A 21262-nucleotide genomic window follows, 5' to 3' on the forward strand; every position below is an offset into this window, starting at 1 on the left:
CCTCAACTACCGAGACATGGTAAATATGGGGGAATGCAAGGAAAAACGGGAAAGATAATGGTGGGTCGTATAGGATTCGAACCTATGACCAATTGGTTAAAAGCCAACTGCTCTACCGACTGAGCTAACGACCCATAGAGGGGTATGAAGTGGTGGGCCGTATAGGGCTCGAACCTATGACCAATTGATTAAGAGTCAACTGCTCTACCAACTGAGCTAACGGCCCACATTCATAGAATATGGTGGGTCGTATAGGATTCGAACCTATGACCAATTGGTTAAAAGCCAACTGCTCTACCGACTGAGCTAACGACCCATAATAAGCTGCATTGCAGTACATCGAACTATTCAATGGTGGGTCGTATAGGATTCGAACCTATGACCAATTGGTTAAAAGCCAACTGCTCTACCGACTGAGCTAACGACCCAATATCGAATGTTACGTGTATATGCTGATTTGATGGTGGGTCGTATAGGATTCGAACCTATGACCAATTGGTTAAAAGCCAACTGCTCTACCGACTGAGCTAACGACCCGCAAAATTCATTGCGATATCAAATCAGTGGTGGGTCGTATAGGGCTCGAACCTATGACCAATTGATTAAGAGTCAACTGCTCTACCAACTGAGCTAACGACCCACTGCTTTGCTATTTGGTTAACGAAAATGGTGGGTCGTATAGGATTCGAACCTATGACCAATTGGTTAAAAGCCAACTGCTCTACCGACTGAGCTAACGACCCGTTTTTTCGATTAACGCCACAACGCTAACAAGCAAAAACTGCTCCCCCGCGTTGTGGGCGCCTATAATACCGCTTTCCGTCTCTCATGCAAGCCAAAATTCCGCTTTTTTTCCTGTTTGCATGAAAAACCATCGTGGTGAATGTTTTTTAGTTAAATCATGGTTTAATTGCCGCCAGTTGCTGCTTGGCAATGCTTGCTGCAGCGCTGTTTGCATACTCTTTAACCACTTGGCGGTAATGGGTTGCCGCGGTGGCTTTATCATGGCTTTTTTCCGCAATCAGCCCCAGTTTAACCAGGCTGTCGGCACGTTTACCCGATGTCTTGAAGTTATTCACCACATTTTCAAAGGCCAGCTTTGCCTGAGTGTAATCCCCTTTGTTATAAAGGAGTTGCCCCAGCCAGTAATTGGCGTTGTCGGCAAAACCCGAATTGGGGTATTGGCTGATAAACGCCTTGAATGCCGGAATGGCATCATCATAGCGGCGCTCTTTCAAGACCAAATCCACAGCACGTTGATAGCTGTCGGTTTCAGACAGGGAGGCGCTGGCACTTTGTGCTGTCGGCGCACTTACCGCCGCCTCAGCATGCGGCTGCGTGCCCAACTTGCTTATCTCTTCGTATAACTGGCGCTGACGCTGCAACATCTGATTAATCTGGTAATTTTGCTGCTCGGCAATGCCACGCAAATCGAGGACTTCCTGCTGCAGCGCATCTAGGCGCTGCTGCATTTCAAACTCACCCTGTTGTTTGGCTTTAATGATCCGCTCCAGGCGCGCAATGCGCTCGCTATCGCTGGCGACCATACTGCCACCCAAATCCTGTACGGGTGCCGGGGTGGCCGCTGAAGCAGTCCATAACGGAAGCAACAACATTGCTGCAGCAATTAGTCGGGGGTTCATAGCGCGTTCCTTAGTAAACCAGCACTGCACGACGATTCATGGCCTGCCCTTCATCGGTATGGCTCAAATCGGCGGGTTTTTCTTCACCGTAACTGACAATGCTCATCTGGCTTGGCAACACACCCAGCCCCTGCAAATATTTAGCAACGGCTTTGGCACGGCGCTCGCCCAGGGCGATATTGTATTCCGGCGTGCCCCGATCATCGGTATGACCTTCAATCAGCACTTTCACAGACGGGTGGCTCACCAGGTATTCCCCGTGGGCCTGCAGGATTTCGGCCACTTCCTGACGGATTTCGCTGCGGTCAAAATCAAAGTAGATGACACTGTCTTTACGCAGCTCCTGAAATTTCAGGCGTTGCTGCTCTTCTGGGGTAAGCACCTGTGCGGCGCCGCCCATTTCCACTCCACCGGCAGTACCGTAAGCGCCACTACCAGACGTATTGCCGGCTCCGGCTGCGGTTTCCGACTCGGAAGTCGAGCTACATGCCCCCAATGCCAGCAGCGGCAGGGAAATGGCCATAGCTTTCAGCAACTTTTTGAGTTCCATTATTACATCCTTCTGTTATTAATTATAAAAACGGGGACCAGGCAGGGGATCGCACTTCGCCCTGTCCCACCGGCAATCTTGCCTTGAACCGACCATCCACCGACACTGCCGCCAACACTTGTTTATTACCATAGGTGGTACCGTAAATCACCATGGTGCCGTTAGGGGCCATGCTGGGTGACTCGTCCAGCCGGGTGGATGTCAGTACCTGCATAAAGCGGGTCTGCAGATCCATGCGGGCAATGTTGAATTTGCCGTTGGTACGGTTGACAAAAATCATGCTGCGGCCGTCCGGGGTGATTTCACCGCCCAAATTCCATTCGCCTTCGAAGGTCAAACGGGTGATTTTGCGGGTTGCCAGCTCCACCTTGTAAAGTTGTGGCCGTCCGCCGCGCTCGGAGGTAAACACCAGCGATTTGCCATCGGGAAACCAGGAAGGCTCGGTATCAATGGCGTAATGGTTGGTTATCCTTGTCAGTGCACCGCTGGCAATATCCACTACGTAGATTTCAGGCTGGCCGTCTTTTGACAGGGTGACCGCCAATTTGCGTCCATCGGGAGAAAAGCTCGGAGAGCCGTTAATCCGCGGATAACTGGTGACTTTCTGACGAGTGCGGTTATAGATGTCCTGAATGAAAATTTCCGCTTTTTTATTTTCAAAACTCACATAGGCCAGTTTGCGACCATCTGGTGACCAAGCGGGTGACATCAAGGGCTCTGGCGAGCGAAGCAGCATCTGCTCATTATGGCCGTCGTAATCGGCAATCATCAGTTGATAAGGGCTGGCCTGGGAGTGATCCACCACCACATATGCGATGCGGGTTAAAAAGGCGCCGCGAATGCCGGTGAGTTTTTCATAAACAATATCGCTTATGCGATGGCCGTACTGGCGAAACTGGGCAGCACTTATCACGGTTTGCCGGCTATCCAGCAAATATTCACTCTTGGGCTGAGGGCCTTTGGTTTGCATCTGGGCCTTTACCAAGTCCACCAAATCAAAGCTCACCAGATATTGGTCTTGCCCGTAAGGTTTTACCGACCCCATCAATACCGCCTCGGCAGATACGCCGCGCCAGTCATCCAGCGAAAACTCGCTTATCTGCCCGATGTTACGCTGACCAAGCCCGGTGTCATTCAAGGGTTTGAATGTACCGCTGCGGGTTAAATCCGAGGCAACCACATCGGAAATCACGCTGGGAGGCACGCCGGCACCCTGCCACACAAACGGCACCACGGCGATGGGCCGGGCGGCATCAACGCCTTCGGTAATCACAATATCCAGTGCGGCTTTTGCCGGTAATACCAGCAACGCCAGCAACACCACCAATCCACGGGCTAAATGTTTCATGGGACTCCTTTAGTTGAACTCTGGTCTTACAACCAGATTAATATCTTTCAATAACTGATAAACATCGGCTTCGGATGACACCGGCAAACGCCCTGCCTTATTGATGGCCGCCTTGGCTGCCCGGCACACTACCGGATCGCCACCAGAGGTTTGCACGCTGGTAACAAAACCATCGGGAGCCAATTTAATGCCCACTTTGCAACTCTTGCCGCGCATGGCTTCATCCAGCACCAGATTGCGTTGAATGGTGGAAGCGATCATCGCTTTGTATCTGTCCAGCTCACTTTGCAACTGTTTGTTGCGGGCCGCGGAAACGGCGGATTGCTCGGCAGCCATGGCGGCAGCCAGTTCCTGTTCCTGACGGCGCCGCTCAGCTTCGGCCCTAGCTTTGCGTTCGGCAGCTGCCTTGGCCTTGCGTTCGGCATCTTCCCGGGCTTTACGCTCAGCTTCCGCTTTCTGGGCGGCAGCCTCTTCGGCCTTGCGTTTTTCCTGGGCCTTGCGGGCGGCTTCTTCTGCCTGCTGTCGCTGCTGTTCCTTCAATTTGCGCTCGGCTTCGGCTTTTTGCGCCTTTTCCTTTTCTTGCCGGGCTTTAAGCTGCGCCGCTTTAGCTGCACTGGCAGCCTGCTTGGCTTCCAGCTCTTGCTGTTTGCGTTCAGCGGCTAGTTTCTCAATTCGCGCCTGCTCTTGCTCTCGCGCTTTTTTGGCCGCATCGGCCTGTCGTTCAAGTTCTGCTTGTCGTGCCCGTTCTTTCCGGTCTGCCTCGGCCTTGTCGGCTTTCAGCTTCTGTACATAGTCTTGCACTTTTTGCTGATCAACCACCACCGCCTGTACTGGCGGCGCTTTGGCCGCAGAGACGGCAACCGTCGTATGGCTGGGTTTATGGCTAAAATCCACATTCAGCGCCAGTGCGCCAATCACCCCCAGATGCAACGCGGCAGAAATCATCAGTGGTAATTTAAAATCCGCTTGCCCCGCCACTTATTTGCTCTCCTTATCCGGTGAGTCGGTCATCAAACCCACCGATGGCACTCCGGCGCCCTGCAGGGTCACCATCAGCTGGATCACGTTCTCATAAGGAATGGCGCGATCACCTTTGACCACTACCGGACGTTCGGGTTCCAGCTGAATGATGGCCGCCACCCGCGTGGCCACCTCATCAAGTGTCAAGGGCTGCTGGCTGGGCGCTCCGCCCACATCCAGGAAATACTCCCCTTGTGCATCTATGGAGGCAATCACTGGAGGCTTGCTGTCTGCTGGCAACGGTTCGGCATTTCCCTGGGGCAGTTCCACCTTTACCCCCTGGGTGACAATCGGCGCGGTCACCATGAAAATAATCAACAGCACCAACATGACGTCGATGTAGGGAACCACGTTGATTTCAGCCACCGGACGCCGGCGTTTACGCTGATACCCCTGATTCATGCGGATTCCTTCTCACTGTATGCCTGACGATGGAGAATGTTGGAAAACTCTTCCATAAAGTTGGCGTAGTGGGACTCCAGTTTTTCCACTTTGGTGGAAAAACGGTTATAGGCAATCACCGCCGGAATGGCCGCAAACAACCCCATGGCGGTGGCAATCAGCGCTTCGGCAATCCCGGGGGCAACCATGGCTAGGGTGGCGTTTTCAACGGCGCCCAGTGCAATGAAAGCGTTCATAATCCCCCACACGGTGCCAAACAACCCGATGTAAGGACTGGTGGAGCCGATGGTTGCCAGCATGGGAAGGTGGGTTTCCAGCGCATCAAGTTCTTTGGAAAGAGCAATGCGCATTGCCCGATAACTGCCATCCATCACCGCTTCCGGCGCCCGGCTGCTGATTTTGCTCAAACGGGCATATTCCTTGAAACCGGAAACAAACATGATTTCCAGTCCGGCATTGCTTTCCTGCTTGGCCGCCAATTCATGGTAAAGGCGATTAAGATCCACGCCGGACCAAAATTTTTCTTCAAATGCTTCGGCTTTCTGCTTGGCCACACTCAGCACTTTACGGCGCTGTAAAATCACCGCCCAAGACATGATGGATAACGACAACAAGGTGAGCATCACCAGCTTTACCAGCAAACTGGCCTGTAGAAACAGTCCCACAAATGAAATATCAGCGTTCACCTTTTTTAAACTCCTGCAAAATCGGTTCGGGAATGGCCTGTGGCTTCATACGGCTTAACGAAACGGCGGCAATCTTGACGGACGCACTGCAATAACAAACCCCCTTGTCATCCACGAGTTGCTGTTCAAATACCAGCGATGCCCGTTTCAGTTCGGTTATGCGGCTTTCCACCCATAATTGCTGTTCAAACCTGGCGGCACGGGAAAAGTCCAGTTCCGCCCGGCGTACCAGAAACGCCAGATCGGCTTGTAACAACGTGCTTTGACATACCCCCATGGCTCGCAGCCATTCACTTCTGGCGCGTTCAAAAAACTTCAGGTAATTGGCGTGATACACCACCCCGCCTGCATCGGTATCTTCGTAATAAACGGTGATTGGCCAGCGAAACATAAATCCTACTGATTTCCTGCCACAAATGCCCATTACTATACCTATCCCACCTGCGCTTGTGAATGGCCGCAAAAGCAAAGGGGGCCACAGCCCCCAATTTAATTTTTTTCAACTTAACCGCAGCTTAATCAGTGAATTTCACTGGGTAGTGTCAACCCGAAAGCCTGCCATAAAAATGTGACAATATCGGCAGCTTCGGCAATCTTCATGGCAGTGGGCTTACCCGCGCCATGCCCGGCATTATGTTCAATGCGCATAATGATGGGTGCTGGCCCCTGCTGCTTGGCCTGTAACATGGCCGCAAATTTGAAGCTGTGGGCGGGAACCACCCGGTCATCATGATCCGCAGTCATCACCATGGTGGCGGGATAAGCCTGTTTTTTCACGTTGTGATAAGGGGAATAGGCTAACAGTGCCGGGAATTGAGCCTTGTTGTCGGCACTGCCGTATTCACTTACCCAAGCCCAACCGATGGTGAATTTGTGAAAACGCAGCATATCCAGCACGCCGACCGCAGGCAGCACGGCGGCAAAAAGATCCGGCCGTTGGGTCAAGGCGGCTCCCATCAACAATCCGCCATTACTGCGACCATAAGCCCCCAGTTTTGCAGGATTGGTGTAACCAGCATCGATAAGGTATTGGGCAGCAGCGAAATAGTCGTCAAACACATTCTGTTTTTTGTCGAACATGCCCGCCTGATGCCAGCTTTCACCATATTCGGCCCCGCCACGCAAATTGGGTACGGCATAGATGCCCCCCAAATCCATCCAGGCAATATTGGCAGCACTGAAACGCGGGGTCATGGAAATGGCAAAACCGCCATATGCATATAACAGCGTAGGGTTACGGCCATTTTTCTCCAACCCCTTCTTGTAAGAGATCAGCATGGGAACCCGGGTGCCGTCCTTACTGGTATAAAACACCTGTTCCGACACATAATCCTGCGGATTAAAGGCAATTTTGGGTTGGGCATACAGGCTGGACTCGCCCCGCTTGAAGTCGAATTTGTAAATGGTCTGCGGCTGGATATAACTGTTGTAGGAATAATAGAAATAATCATCCTTGGCCTTGCCGTAAGGCCCTACAACGGTCCCTTGACCAGGCATGACCACATCCTGGCGTTTATCACCATTCATGGAGTAAATGGCCATTTTCCCCAGTACGTCATGCAGGCTGCTTACCACCAGGTGATCATTAATGATGGCCACGTTTTTAATGGGATCGGCAGACTCCGGAATAATGGTTTGCCAATGTTGCCGCTGCGGATGGCGGATATCAATGGCCACCACCTTGCCATTGGGAGCATCCAAGTCGGTTTTAAAGTAAAAAACCGTCTTATCATTACCAATGAAATTGTACTCCGCTTCCAGCTCCGATAATAACTCCACTACCGCCCCAGGTGTTTTCAAGGGCTTATAAAAGAAGCGATTACGGCTGTCTGTACCTTGGGAAACACTCAGCAGCAGATAGTCACCATCATCCGAAACCTCAAGGCCGAAACCCCAATCCTTGTTTTGCGGACGCTGGTAAATCAACACGTCTTCCGCCTGGGGGGTGCCCAGTTTGTGGAAATACACTTTCTGGTTGAAATTCACATCCGCCATAACGTTACCGCCAGCCGGGGCATCGTAACGGGCGTAATACACCCCTTGGTTATCATGGGCCCATTGCGCTGACGAGAATTTAATCCACTGCAGCTGGTCTGCCAGCGCGTTGCCGCTGTCCACAGACAGGAAATACCATTGTTGCCAGTCGGAGCCCGCCTGGGACACGCCGTAAGCCAGGGTTTTCCCATCATTGCTGACCGATACCCCGGATAGCGCCGCCGTACCATCCGCAGACAACTGGTTAGGATCCAGCAGTACGCGCGTCTGCCCTTGGGCGTTTTTCACATACAGCACGGACTGAGCCTGCAGCCCGTCATTGCGATAAAAAAAGGTGTTACTGCCGCGCTTGAACGGGGCGGATAGTTTTTCGTAGTTCCACAACGTGGTGATACGCTCGACCAGTGCCTGCTTATGGGGAATGGCATCCAGAAATTTTTGGCCATACTGGCGCTGCGCTGCCACCCATGCCCGGGTTTGTGCCGAGTCCTGCTCCAACTGCCGATAAGGGTCCGCCACCTGTACCCCGTGCAGCGTTTCCACCAAGGGTTGTGCCTGAATCAGCGGATACCCGGCGTGCATACTGGGAGTTGGCGACGCGGCCGCCTCGGCTGAGCTGGATTGACTCTGACAGGCACTGAGCATCCAGCCCATCGTCATCGCTACGGCAATGGGCCCCATTATTTTTCTATTAAATGCCATTTAATCTTCCTGTTATTGCGACAAAAAAAGCGATATGAATATATTTGCCCGCGGTAATTAGGTTGCAAATTTGTAACTTACTATACCGGCAATTAAAACCCCCATAAACAGGGCAATTGCAACGAGGTATGTTAACCAAAAAAGCCGGACTTGCTAATGTCATAAAAGATTAATTTATTTAAAGCGACAATATATGCAAGCAAACTGACTAATATTTCAAAATGGTTTTAAAATAGGCGGTTTGGTGACGCCAATCACCTTTTAATGATTAGTTTTTTTTATCTCAAACAGCAATTTTTCTCGCTTGCTGCCATAGGGGGTTGTTTCTAGAATAGCCCGCATGTTCAGGAGGGTTTGATTGATTCAAATCATCTGACCACAGGAATTGTCAAACTGCAGGGTTAATTGACAATGCAGTTTGGTTCTTATGCTTGACTTCCTTCCTTCAATTTGTTGATTGCAATAACGTATTTTTTGCGGCCCATTCTTTTGAATGGGCTTTTTTTTATGGCCATTTTATGCCCAAAAGAAAAACCGGGGAATAAACCCCGGCATGTGTGCGGTAAAGAGCGCTGCGGTTATTCCAGCGCCTTGCTCATCCTGATGACCACCCGCCGATTACGCTCCCGCTCACTGGCTGAGGTGTTCAATGCCACATGGCGCCGTTCTCCATGGCCGGCGGCATGAATGCGCGTCGAATCAATGCCACTGGCGACAAAAAGCGCTTTCAAGGCAACCGCCCGCGCTTGGGAGACCTTTTGATTGACACTGCGACCACCGTAACTGTCGGTATACCCGTCAATCAAGACCAGCTCCACATCTTTGTCGTACTGCAAATACCGCTCCACCCTTGCCAACTGGGCTTTGGCGGTACGGGTAAGCTCGGTGCCGCCGGACTCATAAGTGAGCACCGTAAAGGCAATGTCATCAAAGTTATAAGGCAGCAACTGGGCCAGGCACTGCCTGAAATCCGCGTATTCATCCCGAAAATTAACCGATGACAATCCCACAGCAACCGTGCTTTGCTGGTTATTCCAGTCCTGATAGTAAAATGTTGGTTCCATGCCGCGCTCCAGCTCATTGAGCATCACCCACGCGGCTTTTTTGGGCACTTCGCCATTAAAGTATTTCTGATAATTCAAGGTGGTGATGGTTTTGGACGCCCTGCCGGGTTGCCACACTGGCGCATTGCTGAGCAAGGTGGCTCGGGTCACCGCATCCGGTTTTTGCCACATGTCCAAGGTGAATTGCAGGTTAAGCTCTTTGCCCGCCGTACTGGTGAACAGGGCCCGGCCATAGGCGGGAATGTCGTGTTCCAAGGTGCAAGCGATGGGTGAATTATGCAGCAGCCGCCATTGGGACTGCTCCAAAGACGCCACATAATGGCGCAACTCGGCATATGAATGCTGGGGCCATACGGCTAACAATGACAGGAAAAACAAGTTACGCCACATTGAATCAACTCGTCAGTTTTGGCTCGTATTAGTATTATCGGTGCCCAATCGCAGATCTTTAGCTTATAAAAGCAGCTATCGGGCATGACACCGATTTCTCAATTTAGCATAATAGCCGCCTTGCATTTAGCCAGAGGTACATCATGAGTCAGCCCGCGCAGAGCAATCAGCTCAAATATCGGTTTCGCGGCTATTATCCGGTCGTTATTGACGTAGAAACCGCGGGGTTCAACTGCGCTACAGACGCGTTACTGGAAATTGCCGCCACACTTTTGAAAATGGATGCTGACGGGCAATTGGTTATCGATCAAACATTGCATTTTCATGTGGAGCCGTTTGAAGGCGCCAATCTGGAACCCGAGTCCCTGGCATTTAACGGTATCGACCCCAATAATCCGTTACGTGGCGCGGTACCGGAAGACGACGCACTGAAAGCCATTTTCAAAGCGGTGCGCAAAGGCCTTAAAGACAGCGGTTGCCATCGCGCCATTCTGGTGGGACACAATGCCACGTTTGACCATAGTTTTGTGAGCAAAGCCATTGAGCGATGCGCCATCAAACGCTCGCCATTTCACCCGTTTGCCACCTTTGACACCGCCACCTTGGCTGGTCTGGCATTGGGGCATACCGTGCTGGCAAAAGCCTGTTCGTTGGCGGGCATCGCCTTTGACAACAAAGAAGCCCATTCCGCCCTGTATGACACCGAGCGCACCGCTGAACTGTTTTGTTATATCGTCAATCGCTGGAAAGCGCTGGGCGGATGGCCGGTGGAAGACAATCTTGAGTCTCACGATGAAGCGGTAGCCTAAAGGGCCTGCATCCCCGGTTTAGCCTGATGCGCCACACCGGGGATGGACAGGATCAACACTTACCCTTACGACTTACCCTTGCTGTTGCCAGAATTTGTCATCGCTATAAAGCTGATAAAGGCTTTCCGCCCGGGAGGTCAGCAACGTGGCAAAATTTGCCTGAGTCTCATCCAGCTGGCTGCTTTGGCGCAAGTTCTCGGCTTTCATCTGCCATGTCAGTGAAAAATAGCGCATGGCTTCCCTGGCATCCTTGGCAGCGCTGGCGGCCACATAATCCGCCGGTAAATCACCACCGATAACCCAATAGCTCGTTTTATTGGGAATGCTGGATTCCAGTTTCCACAATGCCACCCATGGCGCCAGATAACGGCACTCCTCGGCAAAAACCTTGGCAGGAACAATGCCCTTTTCCGCCAAAAAGCGATTGGCTTTTTGAAATTGCTCACGCACCCATTGATTGCGCTGTGCTTCTTCATGGGCATGATTGGCTGGAGTTGACTCGCTCATGGTACTTCTTCCCTCAAAAATGTTGTGTTGCCGTGTTGTGGCCATATTTTTTGTGCGGATGGAAAGCTATATTTCCAAATGCTTATTTATCAATCCACTCGTCCGCTTTGTTACGTCCGGTCACTGATGCTATCGTTCTGATCACAATATCACAAGAAAAAGCCCGGATTTGCGGGATCCTCACTCACAATAATCACTTCGGAGACTCACAGTGGCCGTATTTAATCACCCGTCTTATGACGAGCACGAACAGGTTATGTTTTGTCGCGATGAAGCCAGCGGTTTAAGGGCAATTATTGCGGTACACAATACCCGTCTTGGCCCGGCGTTTGGTGGCTGTCGTATGTGGAATTACCACTCTGATGATGAAGCACTTACCGATGTACTGCGCTTATCAAAAGGAATGACCTACAAAAATGCCTTGGCAGGACTGGCCATGGGTGGCGGGAAAGCCGTTATTATTGCCGACCCGGCAAATACCCATAACCGCGAAGCACTCTTTCGCGCTTTTGGGCGTTTTGTGAACCAACTGGGGGGCAATTATTATTCAGCTGAAGATGTGGGCACCTCTCCTGCCGACATCAAGATTGCCAGCGAAGAGACACCGTATGTGGCAGGGCTTGAAGGGAAAAGTGGCGACCCCTCGCCGTTTACCGCATTGGGCACTTACCTGGGGATCAAGGCGGCCGTCAAACATAAACTGGGGCGAGATGATCTCAACGGATTAAAAATCGCCGTACAGGGGATTGGTCATGTGGGGTACCACCTGTGCCGTCATCTACATCAGGATGGTGCAGAACTGGTACTGACAGATATCCACCAGCAGTCACTGGCACAGGTGGCCAAAGCGTTTAATGCAGTGACGGTGGCCCCCCAGGACATCTACCGTCAGGAGGTGGACATTTATGCCCCTTGCGCCCTTGGCGCCACCTTGAATGACACGACCCTGCCCCTGTTAAAGGCTAGCATTGTGGCAGGTTGCGCCAACAACCAACTGGCCGAGGCGCGTCATGGTGAGCAACTCAAGCAGATGGGCATTCTTTATGCGCCAGATTATGTGATCAACGCTGGCGGCATTATCAATGTCTCTTATGAAAGCAACTACGATGCCGCCCAGGCAACGGCTCACGTTGAGCGGATTTACCATACCCTGCTGAGCATTTTCCAGCAGGCGGATGCACAACAAAAAACCACTGCGGAAATTGCCGACACCATGGCACGTCACATCATCAACGCCTAAGGGCAAGCAATCCATCGTTGTAGCGGTACTGATTAACCCAGGCTTAATCAGTACCCATGGTGAAGCTGAAAAATCCGATCCGGCCCAAGGTTTCACCCATGCAACAGAAAGTTCATCCTGGCCCAATGGCATCCCTGCATTTTTTCTGCTTCACTTAACGCTATCGTCCCCCTGAGGGAGCCAAGAGGATGGTACGTTTCAGCTACAATGTGGCCCAGCATTTGCTGGAGCTGCAAGCCAGCGACTGGACCGGCATGGAGCGGTTATACGTGGATGGGGAGCTGGTTTCCCGCAAGTTCAGTTTTTCACCGCAAAGTGAACACCGCGTGCGGTTGCATAATGGTGACAGCTGCCGCTGCCAGTTGCTTTATGATCCCAACCGGGCGCAGACCCTGTGTCGCATTTACCATCAGGGCAAATTACTCACTAGCCTCAAACACACAGAACCCAGCCGTTTTTACAACGGTTACCAATTATTGCTGTTGGCAGGGCTTTCCTGTTTGTTACTGGCTTATCTGTAATCACTAAAAAGACACCGTTCCCGTCACAACCTTGGTTAACGACGGTTAAGCTTGTTCAGCAATGCCAGCAGCTGTAAGCGTTCGCCTTCATCGAGCTTATCAAGAAAACTGTCATTAACCCGTTCGGCTTCGCGGATTAAATCCGGCTCCATGGCCTTGGCCTGGGTGGTGAGGTAAATCAGAAAAGTGCGCCGGTTGTCTTCCTCCTGGTGGCGCACAATCAGCCCCAATCCCTGTAACTGGTCCAGCAAGCGAGTCATGGTGTAATTGGCAACACCGCAGCGCCGGGACAACTCCGTTTGGCTAATCCCCTCTTCCTGCCACAAGGCAAACAATACCGGCCAGAGTTTCAAATCAATCCGGTAGTGCTTCAAACGGCTATCCAGCGCATTTTGCAGCTCCAGGTTCAGGTGCGACACCAGATAGGCCAGACTTTCATTGCCGTTCAAACAACACCTCCTGCACGTCATGTCGGTTATGTTTATTAATACTACCATTCGCTGCATATTTCACTAGCAGCATTAGGTAATTTACCTTTATGAATATAAGAGACTATTGTTTTTTAAGCGAAAAGATTTTTAAGGCGGGAAAAGTGCCGGGTGAAAGCGGCATGATTACCGCTCACCCGGTGCAATGGTCATTAACCGTTGGCTTGCAACCACAGTTCCAATAAGGCTTCCAATGGATGCTTGGCCCGGAAACCCGATAACCGCTTAACCTGGCTGCGACAGGAGTAACCGGAGATGAGGATCTGCTCATGGGGGATACGATTCACCGCATCTTCCCAGGACATTTCATACAGGGCTTTAGAGCGCTCAAGATTTTCAATCTCATGGCCATAAGTTCCCGCCATGCCGCAACACCCCAGATTGATGGTCTCAAGCTCGGCACCAAAATGGCCAAAAATCTTCTGCCAATCTTTGGGGGTACCCGGTTTGGCGCTGGACTCGGTGCAGTGACTGAACCAGGTAAAGCGCTTGCCGCTGACAGGCAGTTGGGGCAATTGCGCCTGGTGTTGCAACAGCCATTCATTGGGCAGTTGCACCTCAAAATCACCGCGACCGGCCCCTAAGGCGTCGTTGTATTCATCCCGGTAAACCAGCACCAAGGCGGGGTCCACCCCGACCATGGGAATATCCAGCGCGGCCAGCTGATTAAGAAAATCCGCCGCCGTTTTGGCCGTTTTGGCAAATTTATCCAAAAAGCCCTTGATATGCGCCGGTTTGCCGTTGGGTTTAAAGGGCAGCAAGACAGGCTTGAAGCCCAGTTTTTCCACCAGCCTGATAAAGTGAAATACCAGCTCAGCATCGTAGAAGCTGGTGAATGGGTCTTGTACCACCAGCACGTATTGCTGGCGCTGCGCTTTGGGAATGGCATTCAATGCCGGCAAGTCATAACCCCGGCAAGGATGGGCATCCAGCATCTCTTTCAGGGTGGGCACGGACAATGCAGGCGCATCCACATAGCCCAGCGCTTTTTTTATCACCCATTTACTGAGGGGGTTTTGCGCCGCCAGATTGGTCAGTTTGGGCGCTTTTGCCATCAGCTGTACGGAGTCTTCAATACTGCCCACCAGATAATCCTTGGCCGGGCGCATGTAGCGCTGATAGTAAATGTTGAAAAACTGCGCCCGGAATTTGGGCACGTCCACTTTTACCGGGCATTGCCCTGAACAGGCCTTACAGGCCAGGCAACCTTTCATGGACTCCATCACTTCATGGGAATAGTCGTATTCCCGCGCTTTGGTAAGGGTGTTTTGCAACCGCTGCCACACACTTTGGGGTTTGGCCTTCACCAATGCAGGAATATCCACCCCTTCTGCCTGCAACAACCTTAACCATTCACGCATCAGGCTTGAGCGGCCTTTGGGAGAATGGATCCGATCGCCGGTCACTTTGAATGAGGGACACATGGGGGAAAAACGGCTGTAGTTAAAACACAGGCCATTACCGTTACAGTCCATGACATCCGGGAAAGCATCGCGCACATTCACCGGAATTTGCCGATCAAAACTGCCGCGCTTGGCGCTGTCCACGTTGTAGTGCATGGGGCCGCTGTTTTTCGGGGCCACCAATTTGCCGGGGTTAAGGCGGTTATCCGGGTCAAACAGGGTCTTGATTTCCTGCAGCTCGCCATAAAGCTCGTCGCCAAACACGGCCGGGCCGTACTCACCGCGCACCCCTTTACCGTGCTCACCCCACATCAGGCCGCCGTACTTGCGGGTCAAGGCCGCCACTTCATCGGATACCTGGCGCAATAGCCGCTCATCCTTGGGATCGCACATGTCCAGCGCCGGACGCACGTGCAAAACCCCCGCATCCACATGGCCGAACATACCATAGCGTAACTGGTGGCTGTCCAGTAATGCCCGAAACTCCATAATGTAATCGGCGAGTTTTTCCGGTGGCACGGCGGTATCTTCAGCAAAAGCGATGGGTTTGCGTCGCCCTTTGGCAGCCCCCAGCAATCCCACCGCCTTTTTGCGCATGGCATACACTTTGTTTATCGAGGGCAAGTCCGTGGTAAGCTGAAAACCCACCACGCCTTTTTCGCCGGCATCAATTTGCTGCTGCAACACCAGTGTCAGTTGTGTGGCCCGCTGCTGCACCTGGGCTTCATCACCGGCAAATTCCACCATGTTCAGGCCATCAATCACTTTGCCGGGCACATCTTCAATCAGCGCCGACACGGAATGCCAGATGATGTCTTCACGGGCAAGGTTCAGCACTTTGGAGTCCACGGTTTCCACCACGGTGGCGTTGGCTTTGACCAAATCCGGCGCATGGCGCAAGGCCGACTGGAAACTATCGTATTTCACGTTCACCAGCAAACGGCTGGAAGGCAATGGGGTCACATCCAGCTTGGCCTCGGTCACAATGGCCAGTGTGCCTTCTGAGCCGGTCAGAATGCGAGACAGGTTGAATGTGCCAAGATCATCACTCCACACGTGTTTCAAATCATAACCGGTCAAAAAACGGTTGAGTTTGGGGAAACGGGCTGCAATCAGCGGACGCTTTTCCCTGCATCGCCGGGCCACTTCGGCAATGATTTTTTGCCCAAGCGGCAATTTTTCGTTCATGATTGGGAGGGTATCGGCGGCCATGGCACCGCTGTCCAGCACACTGCCATCCACCAACACGCTGGTCAGCGCCAGTACGTGATCAGAGGTCTTGCCATACACCAAAGAGCCGGCACCGGAGGCATCCGTATTGATCATCCCCCCCAAGGTGGCCCGGTTAGAAGTGGACAAATCCGGGCTGAAAAACAGGCCGTGTGGACGCAGGGCATCGTTAAGGGCATCTTTGATCACCCCGGCTTCCACTCGCACCCAGCCTTCTTCTACGTTCACTTCCAGAATCCGATTCATGTGGCGGGACAAATCCATCACGATGCCATGAGTCAGCGCCTGGCCGTTGGTACCTGTGCCACCGCCTCTGGCGCTGAACACCACGGTTTTGAATTCGGGTTTGGCCGCTACTTTCAATGCCAGCTGTACATCCGCAGTATGGCGCGGATAAATCACCGCCTGGGGCAGAAACTGGTAGATGGAATTGTCGGTGGCCTGCGCCAGACGGGCGCTGTAACGTTTATCAATATCGCCGGAAAAGCCGGCTTGTTCCAGTGCTGCCAGATAATCCAGATAAACTGGCTCCAGTGCCTGCTGGTGGGATAACAAGGGTAACATTCCTTCACTCACTTTTATTGTGTGTTTTCGGGCCATTATAAACAAAAAGAAGCCGCTAAAAAGCGGCTTCTTTGAAGGTGTTAAGAATTTGTGAACTGCTTAACCCTGGGCTTCCGCCAGGTACAACCAGGTGTCAATCACGGTATCCGGGTTAAGGGAAACCGTATCGATGCCCTGTTCCACCAACCAGGCAGCAAAGTCAGCATGGTCGGAAGGACCCTGACCGCAAATCCCCACGTAAGCACCTTTTTTCTTGGCCGCCTTGATGGCCATGGCCAGCAGCGCTTTCACCGCTTCGTTACGTTCATCAAACAGATGGCTGATGATGCCTGAGTCACGGTCCAGACCAAGTGTCAGCTGGGTCAGGTCGTTGGAGCCGATGGAGAAGCCATCGAAGATTTCCAGGAACTGATCGGCCAAAATGGCGTTGGATGGCACTTCACACATCATGATGACACGCAAACCGTCTTTACCGCGCTCAAGTCCCTGCTCTTTGAGCAGTTCGATAACCTTGCGGCCTTCATCCAGGGTACGCACAAACGGGATCATCACTTCCACGTTTTTCAGTCCCATGTCGTTGCGCACACGCTTGATGGCATCACATTCCAGTGCAAAACAATCCCGGAAAGATTCAGACACATAACGGCTGGCGCCACGGAAGCCCAACATTGGGTTTTCTTCATCGGGTTCGTAAATGTCACCACCGATCAGGTTAGCGTATTCGTTTGACTTGAAGTCAGACATACGCACAATCACTTTCTTCGGATGGAATGCTGCCGCAATGGAAGCAATACCTTCGGCCAGACGGGCCACATAATATTCAACAGGTGATGCATAACCGGCAATCATCTCTTCGATTTCTGCCTTGAGCGCATCGTCCTGCTGATCAAATTCCAGCAATGCTTTGGGGTGAATGCCAATCATGCGGTTGATGATGAATTCCAGACGGGCCAGACCCACACCAGCGCTTGGCAGACGGGCAAAGTCAAAGGCGCGGTCAGGGTTACCCACGTTCATCATGATCTTCATGGGCAGCTCTGGCATGGCATCCACGCGGCTGGAAATCATGTCAAATTCCAGTTTGCCCTTGTAGATGTAGCCGGTGTCGCCTTCGGCACATGAAACGGTGACTTCTTCGCCGTTCTTGATGCGGTCGGTCACATCGCCACAACCCACAACCGCCGGCACACCCAGTTCACGGGCAATAATGGCGGCATGACAAGTACGGCCACCACGGTTGGTGACAATGGCGCTTGCGCGCTTCATGATGGGTTCCCAGTCAGGGTCGGTCATGTCGGTAACCAATACATCCCCGGGCTGGATTTTGTCCATTTCGTCCAGAGAGTGCAGCACTTTAGCTACGCCGGCACCCACTTTATGACCAATGGCGCGGCCTTCACAAATCACGTCGCCACGGGTTTTCAAGTGGTAACGTTCAATGATCTGCACATCTTCGCGAGAACGCACGGTTTCAGGACGTGCCTGTACAATGTACAGTTTGCCGTCATTACCGTCTTTGGCCCATTCGATATCCATCGGACGGCCATAATGCTTTTCAATGATCAAGGCCTGCTTGGCCAAGGCCATGACTTCATCATCAGTGATAGAGAACTGACGACGTTTTTCCTGGGCAACATCTTCGATTTTAACCTGTTTACCATGAGACTGGTCATCAGAGTAAATCATCTGAATAAGCTTGCTGCCGATGTTGCGGCGAACCACGGCCTGATGGCCAGCGGTCAAGGTTGGTTTGTGAACGTAAAATTCATCCGGGTTAACTGCACCCTGTACCACCATTTCACCCAGACCGTATGCGGAAGTCACGAATACCACGTCATCGTTACCTGACTCGGTATCAATGGTAAACATAACGCCTGAGGCCGCTTTATCAGAGCGTACCATGCGCTGCACACCGGCTGACAGTGCCACGCCACGGTGGTCATAGCCCTGGTGTACACGGTAGGAGATGGCGCGGTCGTTAAACAGTGATGCATACACATGTTTAATGGCAACCAATACGGCATCAAAGCCTTTCACGTTCAGGAACGTTTCCTGCTGGCCGGCAAAAGACGCATCCGGCATGTCTTCTGCTGTCGCTGAAGAGCGCACGGCAAATGAAGCGTCGGTGGTTTCTGCTGCTAATTTTTCATAGGCATCCCGAATCGCCTGTTCCAGTTCCGGCTGGAAGGGTGTTTCTATGACCCATTGTCTTATCTGTGCACCAACTTTTGCCAATGCATTGACATCATCAACGTCCAATGTGTCCAGAATGTCATATATCTTTTGGTTGACTCCGCTTTGCTCGAGAAATTGATTAAAAGCATAGGAAGTGGTCGCAAAGCCGCCGGGTACCTGAACACCGGCGTTGGCCAGGTTACTGATCATTTCACCAAGGGAAGCGTTCTTACCGCCTACCTTGTTGACATCATCCATGCCTAATTCCTGATACCAGAGTACATATTGCTGCACAGTTCTATCTCCGCAAGTTTATTTAAGTGGCCCTTCAAACTGGGGCTCAAGCATTTTACACTTCACAGAAATGAGCGTAAATGTATAATTTTGTTTGTAATTTAATTACTACATGAGGTAGGTATGGCACCAAAAGTGTATTATATTTCTGACGGAACAGCGATCACGGCTGAGGTGTTCGGTCATGCAGTGCTTTCTCAATTTCCCCTTAAATTTGATTCAGTTACGATTCCATTTGTGGAAACTACGGCTAAAGCTGAGGCCGTAAAGAAGCTCATTAATGATAGTTTTATTACAACAGGACGGCGTCCTTTGGTATTTCATTCCATCGTAAAATCAGAGATCCGGGACATCATTTATTCCAGCGAAGGGCTGGATTATGATTTTCTTAACACCTTTGTTGCCCCTTTGGAACAACAACTGGGGGTTCAAGCCATGCCCAGCATGCACCGCACCCACAGCATGTTAAATGCCAGTTATGATGCCCGTATTGAAGCCATCAACTTTGCCATGGAAAACGATGACGGCCAAACCCTCAAGCACATGGATGAAGCCGACATCATTCTGGTGGGCGTGTCCCGTTGCGGCAAAACGCCCTCAAGCTTGTACCTGTCCATGCAATTTGGCGTGAAAGCCGCCAACTATCCGTTCATTCAGGAAGACATGGATAACCTGAAACTGCCAGAAGTGTTGAAACGCAACAAACACAAACTGTTCGGCTTGACCATAGACCCGGCGCGTTTGCACGAAATCCGCGAAAGTCGCTTGGAAAACAGCCGTTATGCGTCAATGCGCCAATGCCGCATTGAAGTAAAAGAAGTGGAGATGCTCTTCAAAAAAGAGAAAATCCCCTACATTGACACAACCCACAAATCGGTAGAGGAGATTGCCACCAAAGTGCTGGATACCATTGGATTGGAACGCCACATGTTTTAGTTGTCTGTGGCGATTTAGTCTCACTTCCCAGCAGAAAACCGCTAAATCGCCTATTTCTTCCCGTTATGGGGTTACAGCACACGATTTGTCTGTCATTATGCTTTGCCAAGATGCATGATGGGTTATAATTCCGTGCATATCAGCTTATTAGCATTACCTTTTTGTGTTCCGGTAGTATGAATGACCATTAAAACAGACGAATTACGTTCCTCATTATTATGTAAAGTAATCTCACCGGCCCAGCTTTCATCTGAGTACCCGCTGACGCAGGAAGCTGCCGACTACCTGGTGCAGCAACGGGACGAAGTGGCCGCCATTATCGAAGGCGAAGATCCCCGTTTGTTGGTGATTATCGGCCCCTGCTCCATTCATGATCCACAAGCGGCCATGGATTACGCCAAGCGCCTGGCAAAATTGCATCATGAGTTGAAAGATGACCTGTGCATTCTGATGCGGGTGTATTTTGAAAAACCCCGCACCATTGTGGGCTGGAAAGGCCTGATTTCCGATCCGGATCTGGATGGCAGTTTCAGCCCCAACAAGGGCCTGCGCATGGCGCGGCAACTGCTGCAACAGATAACAGAACTGAAACTGCCCATTGCCACTGAGTTCCTGGATATGGTCAACGGCCAGTATATTGCCGATCTCATCACCTGGGGCGCCATTGGTGCCCGTACCACCGAAAGCCAAATCCATCGGGAAATGGCATCGGCACTGTCGTGCCCGGTGGGCTTTAAAAACGGTACTGACGGTAATGTCAAAATCGCCGTGGATGCCGTGCGGGCGGCCCGGGTACAGCACATCTTTTATTCTCCGGACAAAGACGGCTTCATGTCGGTTTACCGCACCCATGGCAACCCCTTCGGTCATCTGATTTTGCGCGGCGGCACAAGCCCCAATTACAGTGAAGCCCACGTTGCACAAGCAAAAGCGCAACTGGAAGCCGTGGGGATCCGCTCAGGTGTTGTCATTGACTTCAGCCATGGCAACAGTCAAAAGCAACACCAGAAACAACTGCAGGTGGCAGATGACATCATGTCTCAGCTACGCGCCGGCTCCCGCGCCATTGCCGGCATCATGGCGGAGAGTTTCATTGAGGAAGGCAATCAGCAGGTGATCCCGGGACAAGCACTGGTATATGGCAAAAGCATTACCGATGCCTGCCTTAACTGGGAAGACTCGGAAAAACTGATTTTCGCACTGGCTGACGCGGCAAAGGCCCGACGCCTAAAGCTTAACGACTGAGCTAACATACTTTTAAGCCCGGTTTATCCGGGCTTTTTAATGCAAGCCAT

18 protein-coding genes and 7 tRNA genes are annotated in these 21262 nt (G+C 51.8%); 5 read left to right on the plus strand and 20 right to left on the minus strand.

The window, feature by feature from the left end; genetic code table 11:
• Nucleotides 1-58: 58 nt before the first annotated feature.
• From ACIDEJ_RS08435 to ACIDEJ_RS08510, 16 genes are all read right to left on the minus strand, one after another.
• Nucleotides 59-134: transfer RNA gene (locus ACIDEJ_RS08435), tRNA-Lys, on the minus strand.
• Between the two features lie 16 nt (nucleotides 135-150).
• A tRNA-Lys gene (locus ACIDEJ_RS08440) sits at nucleotides 151-226 on the minus strand.
• Between the two features lie 14 nt (nucleotides 227-240).
• Nucleotides 241-316: transfer RNA gene (locus ACIDEJ_RS08445), tRNA-Lys, on the minus strand.
• Between the two features lie 36 nt (nucleotides 317-352).
• Nucleotides 353-428, minus strand: a tRNA-Lys gene (locus tag ACIDEJ_RS08450).
• Between the two features lie 33 nt (nucleotides 429-461).
• Nucleotides 462-537: transfer RNA gene (locus ACIDEJ_RS08455), tRNA-Lys, on the minus strand.
• Between the two features lie 27 nt (nucleotides 538-564).
• Nucleotides 565-640 (minus strand) — tRNA-Lys (locus ACIDEJ_RS08460).
• Between the two features lie 27 nt (nucleotides 641-667).
• Nucleotides 668-743: transfer RNA gene (locus ACIDEJ_RS08465), tRNA-Lys, on the minus strand.
• A gap of 156 nt (nucleotides 744-899) precedes the next feature.
• The gene (gene ybgF, locus ACIDEJ_RS08470) at nucleotides 900-1643 is read right to left on the minus strand and encodes a tol-pal system protein YbgF (protein WP_411987640.1); all 744 of its coding nucleotides are present in this window, start codon (nucleotides 1641-1643) and stop codon (nucleotides 900-902) included.
• A 10-nt stretch (nucleotides 1644-1653) separates the two neighbouring features.
• The gene (gene pal, locus ACIDEJ_RS08475; RefSeq protein ID WP_411987641.1) at nucleotides 1654-2193 is read right to left on the minus strand and encodes a peptidoglycan-associated lipoprotein Pal; all 540 of its coding nucleotides are present in this window, start codon (nucleotides 2191-2193) and stop codon (nucleotides 1654-1656) included.
• Between the two features lie 22 nt (nucleotides 2194-2215).
• The gene (gene tolB / locus ACIDEJ_RS08480; protein ID WP_411987642.1) at nucleotides 2216-3541 is read right to left on the minus strand and encodes a Tol-Pal system beta propeller repeat protein TolB; all 1326 of its coding nucleotides are present in this window, start codon (nucleotides 3539-3541) and stop codon (nucleotides 2216-2218) included.
• Between the two features lie 9 nt (nucleotides 3542-3550).
• Nucleotides 3551-4519 (minus strand): cell envelope integrity protein TolA, encoded by a 969-nt coding sequence (gene tolA / locus ACIDEJ_RS08485; protein WP_411987643.1) that lies wholly within the window; start codon nucleotides 4517-4519, stop codon nucleotides 3551-3553.
• Nucleotides 4520-4963 carry a protein TolR gene (gene tolR / locus ACIDEJ_RS08490; protein ID WP_411987644.1) on the minus strand — a complete coding sequence of 148 codons (444 nt, stop codon included), beginning with the start codon at nucleotides 4961-4963 and terminating at the stop codon, nucleotides 4520-4522. It lies immediately after the preceding gene.
• Nucleotides 4960-5649, minus strand: coding sequence for a protein TolQ (tolQ, locus tag ACIDEJ_RS08495; RefSeq protein WP_411987645.1), 690 nt, complete (start codon nucleotides 5647-5649; stop codon nucleotides 4960-4962). Before tolQ ends, tolR begins: the two co-directional genes overlap by 4 nt.
• Nucleotides 5639-6040 (minus strand): tol-pal system-associated acyl-CoA thioesterase, encoded by a 402-nt coding sequence (gene ybgC, locus ACIDEJ_RS08500; protein WP_411987646.1) that lies wholly within the window; start codon nucleotides 6038-6040, stop codon nucleotides 5639-5641. The genes tolQ and ybgC overlap by 11 nt, the downstream gene beginning before the upstream one ends.
• Before the next feature lie 128 nt (nucleotides 6041-6168).
• Nucleotides 6169-8226, minus strand: a complete 2058-nt coding sequence (locus ACIDEJ_RS08505) for a prolyl oligopeptidase family serine peptidase (protein WP_411987757.1) — start codon at nucleotides 8224-8226, stop codon at nucleotides 6169-6171.
• 698 nt (nucleotides 8227-8924) lie between these two features.
• Entirely contained in the window at nucleotides 8925-9800 is an 876-nt protein-coding gene (locus tag ACIDEJ_RS08510) for a flagellar protein MotY (protein WP_411987647.1), read from the minus strand.
• Nucleotides 9801-9943: 143 nt separating this feature from the next.
• Here ACIDEJ_RS08510 and rnt point away from each other — a divergent pair, with 143 nt between their 5' ends.
• A complete protein-coding gene (gene rnt / locus ACIDEJ_RS08515; RefSeq protein ID WP_411987648.1) occupies nucleotides 9944-10609 on the plus strand; it encodes a ribonuclease T in 666 nt (221 codons plus the stop codon).
• A 72-nt stretch (nucleotides 10610-10681) separates the two neighbouring features.
• On the opposite strand, the gene ACIDEJ_RS08520 is transcribed toward rnt, so the two are convergent.
• Nucleotides 10682-11116 carry a DUF4826 family protein gene (locus ACIDEJ_RS08520; RefSeq protein ID WP_411987649.1) on the minus strand — a complete coding sequence of 145 codons (435 nt, stop codon included), beginning with the start codon at nucleotides 11114-11116 and terminating at the stop codon, nucleotides 10682-10684.
• A gap of 211 nt (nucleotides 11117-11327) precedes the next feature.
• Here ACIDEJ_RS08520 and ACIDEJ_RS08525 point away from each other — a divergent pair, with 211 nt between their 5' ends.
• Nucleotides 11328-12356 carry a Leu/Phe/Val dehydrogenase gene (locus tag ACIDEJ_RS08525; RefSeq protein ID WP_411987650.1) on the plus strand — a complete coding sequence of 343 codons (1029 nt, stop codon included), beginning with the start codon at nucleotides 11328-11330 and terminating at the stop codon, nucleotides 12354-12356.
• A 188-nt stretch (nucleotides 12357-12544) separates the two neighbouring features.
• Nucleotides 12545-12877 (plus strand): hypothetical protein, encoded by a 333-nt coding sequence (locus ACIDEJ_RS08530; RefSeq protein WP_411987651.1) that lies wholly within the window; start codon nucleotides 12545-12547, stop codon nucleotides 12875-12877.
• A gap of 35 nt (nucleotides 12878-12912) precedes the next feature.
• Here ACIDEJ_RS08530 and ACIDEJ_RS08535 read toward each other — a convergent pair whose 3' ends face one another.
• The 3 genes from ACIDEJ_RS08535 to ppsA all read right to left on the minus strand — a co-directional run bounded on the left by ACIDEJ_RS08535 (nucleotide 12913) and on the right by ppsA (nucleotide 19031).
• On the minus strand, nucleotides 12913-13326 hold the full coding sequence (locus ACIDEJ_RS08535; RefSeq protein WP_411987652.1) for a MarR family winged helix-turn-helix transcriptional regulator: 414 nt from the start codon (nucleotides 13324-13326) through the stop codon (nucleotides 12913-12915).
• Between the two features lie 191 nt (nucleotides 13327-13517).
• Nucleotides 13518-16562 carry a D-2-hydroxyglutarate dehydrogenase YdiJ gene (gene ydiJ / locus ACIDEJ_RS08540; protein ID WP_411987653.1) on the minus strand — a complete coding sequence of 1015 codons (3045 nt, stop codon included), beginning with the start codon at nucleotides 16560-16562 and terminating at the stop codon, nucleotides 13518-13520.
• 99 nt (nucleotides 16563-16661) lie between these two features.
• Nucleotides 16662-19031 (minus strand): phosphoenolpyruvate synthase, encoded by a 2370-nt coding sequence (gene ppsA / locus ACIDEJ_RS08545; protein ID WP_411987654.1) that lies wholly within the window; start codon nucleotides 19029-19031, stop codon nucleotides 16662-16664.
• Between the two features lie 123 nt (nucleotides 19032-19154).
• Here ppsA and ppsR point away from each other — a divergent pair, with 123 nt between their 5' ends.
• Nucleotides 19155-19967 (plus strand): posphoenolpyruvate synthetase regulatory kinase/phosphorylase PpsR, encoded by an 813-nt coding sequence (ppsR, locus tag ACIDEJ_RS08550; RefSeq protein WP_411987655.1) that lies wholly within the window; start codon nucleotides 19155-19157, stop codon nucleotides 19965-19967.
• Nucleotides 19968-20147: 180 nt separating this feature from the next.
• Nucleotides 20148-21212 (plus strand): 3-deoxy-7-phosphoheptulonate synthase, encoded by a 1065-nt coding sequence (locus ACIDEJ_RS08555; protein WP_411987656.1) that lies wholly within the window; start codon nucleotides 20148-20150, stop codon nucleotides 21210-21212.
• The last annotated feature ends 50 nt before the right edge of the window (nucleotides 21213-21262 follow it).

Source organism: Shewanella mytili, assembly GCF_046765975.1.
GTDB classification, from domain to species: Bacteria; Pseudomonadota; Gammaproteobacteria; order Enterobacterales; family Shewanellaceae; genus Shewanella; species Shewanella mytili.